At 50.3% G+C, this 12451-nt stretch carries 9 protein-coding genes; 6 read left to right on the top strand and 3 right to left on the bottom strand.

The genetic code is table 11. The features are described 5' to 3' along the window. The first annotated feature begins 110 nt into the window (after nt 1–110). The 4 genes from AC0KUT_RS13780 to AC0KUT_RS13765 all read left to right on the top strand — a co-directional run bounded on the left by AC0KUT_RS13780 (nt 111) and on the right by AC0KUT_RS13765 (nt 7805). Complete coding sequence (locus AC0KUT_RS13780; RefSeq protein WP_488830775.1) at nt 111–2297, top strand: TonB-dependent receptor family protein; 2187 nt, start codon at nt 111–113, stop codon at nt 2295–2297. Between the two features lie 150 nt (nt 2298–2447). Further along, nucleotides 2448–4886 carry an ATP-dependent helicase HrpB gene (hrpB, locus tag AC0KUT_RS13775; RefSeq protein ID WP_488830773.1) on the top strand — a complete coding sequence of 813 codons (2439 nt, stop codon included), beginning with the start codon at nt 2448–2450 and terminating at the stop codon, nt 4884–4886. 143 nt (nt 4887–5029) lie between these two features. Next, nucleotides 5030–6169 carry a carbohydrate porin gene (locus tag AC0KUT_RS13770; RefSeq protein ID WP_488830771.1) on the top strand — a complete coding sequence of 380 codons (1140 nt, stop codon included), beginning with the start codon at nt 5030–5032 and terminating at the stop codon, nt 6167–6169. Between the two features lie 37 nt (nt 6170–6206). After that, nucleotides 6207–7805 carry a methyl-accepting chemotaxis protein gene (locus tag AC0KUT_RS13765; RefSeq protein WP_488830769.1) on the top strand — a complete coding sequence of 533 codons (1599 nt, stop codon included), beginning with the start codon at nt 6207–6209 and terminating at the stop codon, nt 7803–7805. Nucleotides 7806–8079: 274 nt separating this feature from the next. Here the strand turns inward: AC0KUT_RS13765 and AC0KUT_RS13760 are convergent, their stop codons facing one another. Together AC0KUT_RS13760 and AC0KUT_RS13755 are read right to left on the bottom strand one after the other, a co-directional pair. Beyond that, entirely contained in the window at nt 8080–8742 is a 663-nt protein-coding gene (locus tag AC0KUT_RS13760; protein WP_488830767.1) for a response regulator, read from the bottom strand. Nucleotides 8743–8767: 25 nt separating this feature from the next. Next, nucleotides 8768–10333, bottom strand: coding sequence for an ATP-binding protein (locus AC0KUT_RS13755; protein WP_488830765.1), 1566 nt, complete (start codon nt 10331–10333; stop codon nt 8768–8770). Nucleotides 10334–10540: 207 nt separating this feature from the next. Between AC0KUT_RS13755 and grxD the strand changes: the two genes are divergently transcribed. Continuing rightward, nucleotides 10541–10858 carry a Grx4 family monothiol glutaredoxin gene (gene grxD / locus AC0KUT_RS13750; protein ID WP_488830763.1) on the top strand — a complete coding sequence of 106 codons (318 nt, stop codon included), beginning with the start codon at nt 10541–10543 and terminating at the stop codon, nt 10856–10858. A 191-nt stretch (nt 10859–11049) separates the two neighbouring features. Here grxD and AC0KUT_RS13745 read toward each other — a convergent pair whose 3' ends face one another. Next, nucleotides 11050–11364 carry a hypothetical protein gene (locus tag AC0KUT_RS13745; protein WP_488830761.1) on the bottom strand — a complete coding sequence of 105 codons (315 nt, stop codon included), beginning with the start codon at nt 11362–11364 and terminating at the stop codon, nt 11050–11052. Between the two features lie 130 nt (nt 11365–11494). Between AC0KUT_RS13745 and lpxL the strand changes: the two genes are divergently transcribed. Next, nucleotides 11495–12427 (top strand): LpxL/LpxP family Kdo(2)-lipid IV(A) lauroyl/palmitoleoyl acyltransferase, encoded by a 933-nt coding sequence (gene lpxL, locus AC0KUT_RS13740; protein WP_488830759.1) that lies wholly within the window; start codon nt 11495–11497, stop codon nt 12425–12427. The last annotated feature ends 24 nt before the right edge of the window (nt 12428–12451 follow it).

Below are 12451 nucleotides of genomic sequence, written 5' to 3'. Positions count from 1 at the left end.
AGCTTCGGTCATAGACGCTTTGTGTATTTATAGGTTGGTTTTTCTATACACAAAAGATTGTTAATCACATTAGAGTGCATGATTGAGCACAATACAAGGTGTTAGGTGGAATGGCGTTTTACAAGATGAAATTATTAGGTTCTTGGGCCTTAGTCGGCTGGTTGTTGTACAGCCCTTGGGTGAGTGCAAAACACACAGTTCCCGCTCCTGTAGGGGTATTGGAAACACTCCTAGTTGAGGCGTCATCAACCGCGGCGAATGATACGGCTGTGGGCGTTAATCTGGTGTCATTATCCACAAAAGATCTTTTGCCCAGCGCACGTATCGACAGCGCAGAACTATTGCAACACCTACCCGGTTTGCAGGTGGATTCGCGCAGTAATTACGCGCAGGATACGCGCATCAGCTTGCGCGGTTTTGGCGCGCGCTCAGCCTTTGGGGTGCGCGGCATTGACCTGCAGCTGGATGGTGTTCCGCTGTCGATGCCCGACGGCCAGGGGCAGTTGTCGAGCGTTATGTTGGATGAGGTTGCTGCTGTGGAATTATTGCGCGGCCCCATTGCCGCGCTCTATGGCAATGGCGGTGGAGTAGTGCGGTTGAGTTCTGCGCTGCCGCAGGCGTCGCAGCTACGCCTAGGGCTTACTGCGGGTGATGATGGGCTGGCGCGCGAATATTGGTCGGGTGCGTGGCGTCAAGAGGGCTTGGCCGCCCAGCTTGCCCTAAGCGATATGAGCACCGATGGCACGCGGCCGCACGCGGCGGCAGAGCGGCAGCAGTTAAGTGGGCAGCTTTATTATTTATGGGATAAGCCCGAGTGGGATAATCCACTTGAGCTGCGCCTCAGTCATCATGCAAGTCACGATCCGCGCTTAGAAGATCCACTCGGGCTCACTGCGGCGCAATGGCGCCAAGACCCTCAAGGTACGGCAGTTGCTGCCGAGCGTTTTGATACCCATAAAACCATTGAACACGAACAGACCTCGCTCAGCCTGCGCCAAGCGCAAGGTGATAGCCGCTGGCAATTAGCGCTCTGGCAGGGTCAGCGGGATATCGAGCAGTATCTCGGTTTTGGCGGCGAAACAACCAATGGCGGGGTAGTGGACCTCGCCAAGGATTTTGCTGGTGTTAATGGCAACTTCACCCAAGATCTACAGGTTTTTAGCATGCCCGCCACTGTAAGTGTGGGCGCGGAAGTGGCGCAGATGGCGGATCGCCGTCGCGGCTTTGTAAATGATGTAGGGCGCAAAGGCGAGCTGCGCCGCAATGAGCTCGGCACTGTACTCAATCGCGATATCTACAGTTTGTTGGAATTACAGGCTACAGAGCGCTGGCGTTTGTTCGGCGGTGGGCGTTTAAGCTATGTGGATCTTGAAGTGGATGATTTTTACCTTCAGGCCCCGAGCAATAATGACCCCTTGGGCAACCCTGATGATTCAGGTGCACGCAATTTTGATGAAGAGGCCTGGGCTCTGGGTACATCCTATAGGCTGCCTGCTGATGGATTTGCTGATCTTAGCGACTGGCAGCTATTCGCCAGCGGTGGGCGCGGCTATGAAACGCCTACACTCACGGAAATGGTATACAGAGCAACCGCTACGCCTGCTGGTTCAAGTGGAGCGAGCGCGGACTTAAGCGGTGGGCTGAACCTGGATTTGGCGGCGACGCAAAATCGCCAATATGAGTGGGGGCTGCGTTATCAATCTAGTGGCGTTGCGCTGCGGGGGGATGAGCGTTTGTCAGAATTCAGCCTCACGCAATTTAGGGTAGAGAGCCGCGCAGAGATTGTGGTGGATCAATCCAATAATGGGCGCACCACCTATAGCAACGCTGCCGCAACGCGTCGCAAAGGGGTTGAAGTTAACGCCTACCAACAACTAAACGCCTATTGGCAATGGCGCGCTACGGCGCAATATTTAACCGCAATTTACCATGAGGGCGAATGGCAGGGGCGGCAGATGCCCGGTGTAGCGCGGGCTAACAGCCAACTACAGCTGGATTATCGTCCCTTGGGCGACGCGCGTTTAGCTCTAGGTTTGGCACTGCAAGGGCGAACTAAGGTGGCGGCCAGTGACGACAATCAAATTTATGCCCCCGCCTATGAGCGCTTTGATGCGGTAATGCAAGGCGAGCAAACCTGGGCCGCTTGGCGCCTTGAGTGGTGGCTTAGGCTGAATAATTTAACCGATGAAAACTACGTGGGTGCGGTCATCGTCAATCAAACCAATGGCCGTGCCTTTGAGCCAGCGCCTGGGCGCAGTTTGGCCGGTTCGCTGCAGTTGGCCTATGTGTTTGACTAAGTTCGGTTTGGTTTGCACAGGTGTGATGAAAAACTGTTTGGCCAGAGGGTTATTCGCGGCCATGTTTTGTCATCAGCGCTATGCAGTAGAATGCAGGGTTTTCAACATCTTCAGGTGTTGCCGTCGTCAGCCTTACCTCTGGAACCTATCTTGTCATTAGACCTAAGCCATCTTCCGCTTTACAGCCTGCGCAGTGATTTCATCCATGCTTTGAGTGCTACGCCACTTTTATTAGAAGCCGAGCCCGGTGCCGGTAAATCTACCCTCGCGCCCTTGTGGGCGTTGGAGCAGGCGCCTGCGGGGCAGATGGTGTGGTTGATTCAGCCGCGGGTATTGGCGGCTCAGGCGTTGGCAAACCGGTTGGCTCAGCTATTGGGCGAAGACGTTGGCAAGCGGGTGGGTTATCAGGTGCCCTATGGCGGGCGCCAGTCCAGCAGTACCCAGTTGCTGTTAATGACCCCGGGCATTTTGCTGCAACATTTGCTGCAAAACCCGACGCTTGAGGGCGTGGCCTGTGTGATGCTCGATGAAATTCACGAGCGCAGTGTGAATCAGGATTTGGCTTGGGCATTGTTACAAGAAGTGCAAATTCTGCGCGAGGACTTACAGCTGGTGCTCATGAGCGCCACGCCCGACCCCGCACTGCAACAGCAAATTCGCCAGCGGTTGTTCACGCCTGGACGCTGCTTTCCAGTGACTACGGCTTATGTTCCCGCAAAAAATACCGCGCAAACTTATGGCAGTGGCTATGGCGGCACCGAACCTTTGGAGCGTCACTTACTGCGCGCCTTGGCAACATGCCCCCAGTGGCAGCAGCAAAGCTGTTTGGTGTTTCTACCGGGGTGGCGCGAGATAGAAGCGGCTGCGGCTGCCATTGCGCAGCAGTATCCGTCCCAGGCTATATTTCGTTTGCACAGCCGTGTGGCCGCGCCAGAGCAGATGGCCGCATTAGACCCTGCACGAGGGGCGCGTATTATTCTCGCCACCAATATTGCCGAAACCTCGCTCACGATTGCCGACGTTACCCTCGTGGTGGATTCAGGATTGGCGCGTCGCGCTGAATTTGAGCAGCGCACAGGGGTAACGCGCTTGCGCACTGCGCGAATCAGCCAGGCCAGCGCCGAACAGCGCCGTGGTCGTGCGGGGCGGGTGCAAGCGGGCCACTGCATTCGGCTCTGGTCGCAAGATCAACCCCTAGCCGCTGCCGATCTGCCGGAAATTCGCAATACCGATTATTTGCCGCTCGCACTGCGTATCGCCCACTGGGGTAGCCCGCTTAAAGACTTGCCTTGGATTGAAGCGCCCAACGCAATGGCATTTGGCTTAGCGCAACAGCAGCTGCACAAAATGGCGTTAGTGGATGCGCAGGGTCGCATCACCCATGAAGGGCAGCAGGTGAGCGCGCTGGGGACGCATCCGCGCATTGCCGCATTGCTCTTGCAGGCAGTGCAAACGCAATTTACCGAAGCCAGTTTGCTCTTAGCCTTGGCGCTGCATTTTGAGCTGAGCAGCGAAGGTGATTTGGATGCCTACCTGCAGCTCGCACAACAAGAAATGGCGCGCAACCGCCAGTGGCAGCAACAGCGCAAGCGCTGGTTGGGCGTATTGGCCATTCAGCCCAGCGCGGGCGAAGCACTGGATGCACTGACTCTAGCGCGCGCCTTTAATGACCGTATCGGTGTGCGCCAAGAAAGCGGGCGCTATAGGCTTAATTCCGGCATTAGTATTGAGGCGCAAGGGCGGGTGGAATCCCACTGGGCAGTATTTCCTTTGCTGTATCCCAAAGCCAAAGGTCATGCAGGTTTGGGCGTGGCCTTGACCTTATCGCAAGCGCAGCAGCGGCAGCTGAGCATTCTGAAAACGCAGCTAGTGCTCAAGGCATCGCAATGGCAACAGCACTGCAGTTGGCACATGGGCGGGGCGATTATCGATGAGCACTGGGAGAAAATTCCCGCGCGCGAATTGGCCCCACAGCTCATTGCACATATTCGCGCCAAAATGCTTGAGAGCGGTTTGGCGGCGATGAGTTGGTCGCCCGCTGCGGAACGTTTGTTGCAGGCCGCGCGGCTATTAGTTGCCGAGCAGCTGTTGGAATTGCCCGCTCTGGACGATGCCAACCTGATAGATTGTTTAGAACAATGGTTGGAGCCCTTTGTTGATGCCTCAACGCGACTGGAGCATCTTCCTTTTAATGCGGGTTTGGCGTTTTACTTGGGTTATGACAACTGCCAAAAGATTGCTGCTATTTTGCCGGAAAGCCTAACCTTGCCGAGTGGACGCAATGTGGCCGTCACGTTTTCGGCAGAAGGGGCGCCGCAAATTAGCGCCAAGCTACAAGAATTTTTTGGCTGCGAACAATTGCAGTTGGCCGAGGGCCGTTTGCCGCTCAAAATTCACCTGCTCGCGCCCAACGGCAGCCCTTTGGCAATTACCACCAACCTGCAAACTTTCTGGCAGCAGGGCTACCCCGATGTGCGCAAAGACATGCGCGGTCGCTATCCACGTCACCCCTGGCCAGAAAACCCCTTCGAGCATCAAGCGACAGCGCTCACCAAGCGCAAATTGGCGCTGCAAGACAACAAGCCCTAAATTTCCCACCCAATACACAACATAAGTAGGCTTCAGGTATTGCTAGCTACTGCTAAGTGGCTAGCCGATTAAAAATCACCCTCACAATATTCTCTGCCTATACTTTGAAAATTCATTTCCGTTAGTTTGAAAGGATTTTCAGCATGAAGAAAATAGTCTGGGGTTGCGCATACTATTTTTGCTTAAGTTCAGCTTGGGCCGAATTGCCTGCTCAGCGAGTGGATGAGCCCTATGTTGACGGCTATAGCCCCTTCGAATTAACCACGGCATTGACCTTGGAATCTATTGTCAATTTGCAGGGTGGCTTAGATACCGGCGCACGCCAGCTTGCCAATGTTGATTTGACCTTGGCGCTTGATACTCAGGCCGCTGGTTGGTGGTCTGGGGGTGAATGGTTTGCCTATGTACTTGGTGATTATGGTCGTAATCCTTCGGACTTAACGGGCGACCTGCAGGGAATTTCCAATATAGCCACTGATAATAATATTTTGCTCTATGAGTTTTGGTACCGACATAGTTTTGCCAATGATGCTGTGCAAGTGCTCGTAGGTTTACATGATTACAACTCCACATTTTATTCGTTGGAGTCTGCTGGGCTATTCACGCATCCCTCATTTGGTATCGGGCCAGACACTGCTCAAGTGGGCCCTTCAATATTTTCAACCACAGCTGTGGCGGTGCAGCTTAGTGTTCATGTAGACGGACAGTATTTACTGGCTGGAGTATATGACGGTGTTCCTGGTGACCCAGCGCATGGACGCGGAACTCATATTAAATTTGGGCGTGATGACGGTACCTTTAGTGCATTGGAGTGGGGTGTATTGAAAGAGCAAAACTACAAAGTGGCGCTCGGTTTTTGGCAGCATACTGCGTTAGTGGAGAATCCCGTCATAGGTGCATTAACCGATAGCAACTCGGGCGCTTATGTTATTGCAGAAAAATATGTTAATGAAACCTTAGCGGTCTTCTTGCAGTTGGGGCAGGCAGATGAGCAGCGCAATCAACTCGAACATTACGCTGGTGCAGGTGTGGTATTCAATAATATTTGGCACCCTGACGACAGTTTGGGATTGGGGGTAGCCCATGCGCGTAATGGTAAAGCCTATCTGCTAGAAAACCCTGGGTTACTGAGCGCCGAGACATCATGGGAGTTAAGTTATTTCACGCCGATAGTCGATTACTTAAGTTGGCAAGTAAGCGCTTATTACATTGCTCAGCCGGCGATGGTGCCCACAGGTGAGGACGCTTTAGCAATTGGGACACGGGCTTATATAGAATTTTAACGAATTAAATGAAGTTATTAAGGGAGTCGTAGGTGTTATGAATATCAAGCAATCAGTGGCGCTAGGTGTGGCTGTATTCATTGGTCTAATCTGTATGAATACCTACATTGGTTATAACTCAGGGCAACAGCTGTCGCGGTTGTTAAATTATATTTCTGGTCCGGCATGGAATACGGCCGATGGTGCTATGGAAGGGCAAATAGAACTGCAGGGGCAAATTATTTATTTGCAAAAACTCTATTATAAAGAAGTCTCATATGGACAGATTAAAACGGATTTAGATAATGCTATGGCTGCGGAGACGGAAGCGCTAGATCGGCTTAAGTTAGCAGGGTTGCTTGATAATAATTTGGTGACGAAACTCAACGCCAAGTTGAGCCTCTTTCACAGCACTCGCGATGCGTTTTTGGGCAAGTTGCAGTCCGGTGCCGATGCCCAAGTGGAATATCGACAAATCAGTGCATATCTCGATGAACTGATGGGATTTATAGCCGAGCTGGAAGCAGAGGCGGATAGTAAAGTTGAAAATGAATCGGCCACCATTGATTCCTTAACAAAATCGGCTACCAATGAATTGCTTGTTGGCTTTCTCGTTAGTCTTGGTTTAGCTGTGATGATTTATCTTTTTGCGCACAAGGTTATTTTACAGCCTTTAGCCATTGTGACAGCTAACTTGCATGCACTGTCTTCTGGTTCTGGTGACTTAACCGCGCGTTTGCCTAGTGCAAAAAATGCAACTGAAATAGGTCAGCTGGCTGTTGAGTTCAACCGCTTTGTAGAGAAGTTACAAAGCCTGATTCGTAAAGCGCAACAAAGTAATGAATCTTTGATGGCGGCTAATGCACAAATTGCACAATCACTGCAGTTGACAGCGCAAGGCGTCGACTTGCAGGTTCAAGAAATTTCGCAGGTGGCGCAGGTAGTGGATAAGGTATCGCAGACTTTGGAGAAAGTTGTGGGTGCGGCGAGTCGCGCCAATCAAGCGTCTGAACATGCGGCTGAAACAACGCAAACGGGTAATAAAATGGTGACACTCACACAGCAGGGAGTGGATGAAGTTGCGGTTGAAGTGGACAAGGCATCGCAAGTGATTGCTGATTTGGTTAAAGACAGCAGTAGTATTGGCTCTATGTTGGAAGTGATTCGCAGTATTGCGGAGCAAACCAATTTGCTTGCCCTTAATGCAGCTATTGAAGCGGCACGTGCAGGTGAAACTGGACGCGGTTTTGCAGTGGTTGCCGATGAAGTGCGCAGTTTAGCCTCGCGTACTCAGGATTCGACGCAGGCGATAGAGACAATTATTGCTAATTTAACGCGTGGCTCCGCCAAGGCGGTGACGGTCATGGAAGATGCACAGCTTAAAACGGGCAACATTAAAGAGCGCATTGCGAACACCTCCAGTGCTTTCGCGGAAATTGTGAAGGCGGTGAAGCAAATTCAACAAATGAATGCTGAAATTGCCAATGCTTCGGAAGAGGAGAAGGATGGCATGACACAAATCACGCATAGCATGGAAACTATCTTGCAGCAGGCTCATAAAAACCATGAAGCGGGTGAACAGCTGCATGGTTCAAGCAAACACTTAGAGCGAGAAGTGAATAATCTTGCTGGGTTGTTGAAAGAGTTTCGCACCTAGATTCAACTGAGGGGGAGGCTCTTAATCAGAAAAAAGTCACTATAGGAATAAAATTCTGCTGCCGCTCACGGTAAAGCAGTGCCTTTGTAAATTATGGAAAGAATGTGCAGGGATTAAGGAGAAATTGTGACATTTAATATTTAGGTGTGTTGTGCTGGTTTTTTGCACATTTTTTTGTGGCTTGAGTGTTGCTGGAGCGCAGTTTCATCCTTGGCTGCACGATGCGGTGCAATCTATGTGGTTGGGAAAATCTATAGATGGGAGAGGACTGGCTCTATGAAATTTGGAGTCTGTATCCTGCACCGTAAACGGAGTGAATGAGTTCGCCGCTGTAAATCGGCAAGAGTTTTTTACGCAGTTTGGTGATGTGTGAATCCATGGTTCTGTCACTTACAATACGGTGATCTGTATAGGCATTTTTTAACAATAAATCGCGCGATACGACGCGGTGTTTATTTAAGAGTAATGTTTCTAAAATACGATACTCAATGCTGGTTAACTCCATGCTTTTCCCTTCAATAATAACGCTAACAGTATCTTTATCCATCCGTAAAAATTCGTCGGTTTCAGTACTGCTAGTCTGAGCGCGGCGCAGCACGGCTTTTACCCGTGCGACGACTTCGCGGGGGCTAAAAGGCTTGCAAATATAATCATCAGCACCTACTTCAAGGCCGACCAAACGATCAATTTCTTCCACTTTGGCTGTGGTCATAATAATGGGAACCTGCGACGTTTTGCGCAACTCTTGGCAAATGCTTAAACCATCGCGATTGGGTAGCATTAAGTCTAAAATAATCAAATCCCAGGGTTCATTTGATGCGCGTTCAAATCCTATTTTGCCATCGCTTTCGAGGCTCACCGAAAAGTTTTCACTCTTGAGGTAATCGCTGAGTATTTCGCCTAAATCGATTTCGTCTTCAATAATTAAGATATTCATGAGTGTGTCCTTAGATACTTACAGGTTAACTTTGTAATAGGGGCAGGCGAATGGAAATTTTTAAACCGCCTAATTCGCTATGATCTATTTTAATGGTGCCATTGTGGGCGAGTACTATGTTTTGACAAATACTAAGACCTAAACCAGCACCGCCAGTTTCACGGCTGCGCGATGACTCTGCCCGATACAGTCGCTCAAACAGTTTTTCGTGTAGCTCGCTATCAACGCCGGGTGCTGTGTCGTCAATGCTCAATAAGGCATTGTTGCCGTCACGCATGAGGCTCAGAGCTATGCGCCCAGGTGCGTGTGTGTAGTTAATGCTGTTGTTCAATAAGTTAAGTAACAATTGTTGTATTCGCTGTGCATCGGCCATCACCATGAGTGATTCCGCAGGTTTGTTAAAGCTTAATGTAAGGCCCGTTTGCGCAGCCTTGGTTTCCATTGAATGGCATAAATCATCGAGTAATTCTTCAATATTGCAGGCTTGCTTGCGGTAGCTCATGTCACCAATATCGGTGAGTGCCAGTTGATATAAATCATTCACGAGCCGGGTTAAACGCGATGCGTGTTTTTGTAAGCGCCCGAGCGCTTTGGCGTCAAATTGACGCACGCCATCTTCTAAGGCTTCTAGGTCGGCTTGCAGTACGGCCAAAGGCGTGCGTAATTCGTGTGAAATATCGGCGACCCAGCGTTTGCGTGTTTTTTCACTTTGCTCAAGGGTGTGCGCCAAATGATTGAGATGTTCTGCCAAGGTGGATATCTCATCCTTGCCGCGGCTTGAAATTCGTTCGCCGTAATCGCCGCTGCTGAGACGTTGTACATGGGTGGCCAATTTTTTAACGCGGGTAGTGAGTAGATGCGACAGCGGAATGGCGCAAAGCAATGCAATGCCAATAGCGGTAATGGTCATTAATAAAAAATGTTGCTGTTGCTGCTTGGCAAATTCGGTGTCGCGCAGATCGCGCAGTGCAGGGTTCATCGGTGTACCGAGATAGCCAACGAGTTGTTTTGCTCCGCCAAAGTGACTGGTGAGTTCACTTAAAATATAATTTTCATTGGGCCACTTTTTCCCTGCGATAAGGCGCTGTTGTGCATCCAATAAAATAAAACGTTTAAAAGGTTCGTGCCGTAAGTAGTCATTAGCTTCTTGATGTTTTTGGCGAAGAGTATTTTGCAATGCTTGAGCTTGCTCTGAAGAAAGTCTCGGCATGCTGGGTGGCATTTGTAAGAATGATTCCGGCGCGGGGCCGTAGTTATCCTCGTCTGCATTTTCATCAAAGGGATCGTTCATGTCTCGACGCTGGGGAAAGGGGATAGGGCTGGGATTGCGCGAGCGCTTTTGCGGCATATAAATTTGAACAAAATAAAGCCAATAACGGTTGTTGCTGGCAAAGTTGTACCAGCTGCCGCGCAGTTGATAATAGCTTTCCAGTGCGTTGATTAATTTCGCATTGCGTGCTGCTTCTTTCTGTTCAATGTATTGCGCAAAGCCGCGCTCAAAACTGAGGCGCGAATATAAAAATAGGCCACCGGTCAGGAGCAGTATGAAGCTCAAAAAAGTGATGAAAATTTGGGCGCGCAGATTAAACATAGTGCGATAGTACCTATTTTAGGTAGTGGCTGACATTAACAGAATATGCAAAAACCACCATTTGGCCAACTGTCGCGATTGGCCGCGAGGGCGGTCTCAGGTAGAATGGCAATACTTGAGTGAATTACTCGGACATATCCGTACTCACCTAATTCCCTTCATGCTCAACCTTACATTAACCACCACTCCTGTCAGAGGTAGATTTAGATGGAAGTTTTAGACACGATCAAACAACAAATAGCCGATAACGCCGTAATTCTGTATATGAAAGGTTCGCCCAGCGCACCTCAGTGCGGTTTTTCTCAGCGCACAGTTCAGGCGCTTATGGCTTGTGGGCAGCGTTTTGCGTATGTGGATATTTTGAGCAACCCAGATATTCGCAGTGAATTGCCCAAGTACGCTAACTGGCCAACTTTTCCGCAGCTGTGGGTGAAGGGTGAGTTGGTTGGCGGTTGTGACATAGTGACGGAGATGCACACCAATGGCGAGCTGAAGCCTTTGATCGATGGTGCCACGGCAGAATAAGTTCGACCCCGCTGTACGCAAAATCGTTTTGCGACAGGTCGTATTACTGTCAATTAATCTGTGCTGACTGGCATAGCGGTAACTCTTATTATCCGTGATCGATAGTGTTGCCATAGCTGGTTTAATAGTAACCAGCTCAACAATAGTTAGTTCAGCAATAGTTAGTTCAGCAATAGTCAGCTCAGCAATGGTCAGTTCAGCAAAAGATAGCTCAAGAGTAGCCCACCGCAGATTAGGCTGAGTCCACAAAGGCTCAGCCCAATCAGGCGTTGACGTGCGCGGGCTTGATTGGCAGGATTTTGTTGCAACTCATGGGCGCGCCAGGCTAGATCTTTCGATTTAAGCAGCTTGCCCCGCACCTTAATTAGAGCGGCCATATCTTTAGCCAAGCGTGCTTGCTCTTGCGCATCTTGCGTTTGTTCTAGGCGGAGCTGCAAGTCTTTGAGTTGTTGCTCTAGCTGTGTCAACTTGCTATCAAGCACGGCGGAAATATCTTTTATTTGCATAGTTGCTGCTCTTATAAATTCGGACTTACCATAGCAGAAACCTCTTGATTTGGCAGGCGCGCCCTCGTTTTTTTTGTGCGCAGTGCGGTCTTGTGTCCTAGGTTTTTACGCCAACAGAGTGAGAGTATTTTTGGATAAACATAGCTCGCCACAATTCCATTCTTCTTTTTATCTGCCGACTTATTGGCCTACTTGGATTGCCTTGGGGCTCTTTTATGTCATAGCACACTTGCCCTATGGATGTGGCTTGTGGCTGGGGAAATGCGTAGGTGCACTTTTTTTTCGCTTGGCCGGCTCGCGTCGGCGCATTGCGGAAACCAATGTGGATTTGTGCTTTCCTGAACTGTCGGCGGTTGAGCGACAAGCGTTGGTGCGTGGAATACTCACTTCTTGTGGCGTGAGTCTTATGGAGTCGGCTATGGCACTTTGGGGTCCAGCCGATAAATTTCGTGCGCGTCACAATATTCAGGGCTTGGAGCATTTGCGTCAAGCGCAGTCTCAAGGTCTGGGCGTGCTACTCGTCGGTTGCCATTTCACCACGCTTGACGCTGCCGCACGCATTTTGGCCTTTTATACCGCCTACGATATGCTCTACCGCAAAGACCCTAATCCACTTCTCGCGTACGAATTAATTCGTGCTCGAGAGAGCTTTGCGGGTAATGCCATAGTGCGCAGCGATACGCGTCAATTGATACGTAATTTGCGCCAGGGAAATGTGGTCTGGTATGCGCCGGATCAAGATTACGGTATGAAGCACAGTGTATTCGCTCCCTTTTTTGGTGTTCAGGCCGCAACGGTTACCGCTACCGCCAAGGTTGCCCAGTTGGGAAAGGCGGTGGTGTTGCCTTTTGCGCACTATCGCGATGCGCAGGGTGTGTACAGTCTGGAGATAGGCGCACCCTTGGAGGCCTTTCCTAGTGGGGATGAGCAGGCTGATGCTGCACGTATTAACCAGTTGTTTGAAGTGGCGATAAGACGCCAGCCTGATCAATATCTATGGGTCCATCGTCGGTTTAAAACACGCCCTGAAGGCGAGCCTAGTTTGTATCGAAAAAAGAAATAGTGTTTAAAGAGTAATTTAGGGTTA

Source organism: Cellvibrio sp. 25HG11W-0 (assembly GCF_057815475.1).
This window is presented reverse-complemented; position numbering and strand designations above follow the sequence as displayed.

Excerpts from the sequence above, each read along its gene's own strand:
- AC0KUT_RS13760 (WP_488830767.1), bottom strand. The coding sequence starts at position 8,742 with ATGAATATCTTAATTATTGAAGACGAAATCGATTTAGGCGAAATACTC.
- AC0KUT_RS13745 (WP_488830761.1), bottom strand. The coding sequence starts at position 11,364 with ATGCAAATAAAAGATATTTCCGCCGTGCTTGATAGCAAGTTGACACAG.
- AC0KUT_RS13770 (WP_488830771.1), top strand. The coding sequence starts at position 5,030 with ATGAAGAAAATAGTCTGGGGTTGCGCATACTATTTTTGCTTAAGTTCA.
- AC0KUT_RS13765 (WP_488830769.1), top strand. The coding sequence starts at position 6,207 with ATGAATATCAAGCAATCAGTGGCGCTAGGTGTGGCTGTATTCATTGGT.
- AC0KUT_RS13755 (WP_488830765.1), bottom strand. The coding sequence starts at position 10,333 with ATGTTTAATCTGCGCGCCCAAATTTTCATCACTTTTTTGAGCTTCATA.
- AC0KUT_RS13780 (WP_488830775.1), top strand. The coding sequence starts at position 111 with ATGGCGTTTTACAAGATGAAATTATTAGGTTCTTGGGCCTTAGTCGGC.
- grxD (WP_488830763.1), top strand. The coding sequence starts at position 10,541 with ATGGAAGTTTTAGACACGATCAAACAACAAATAGCCGATAACGCCGTA.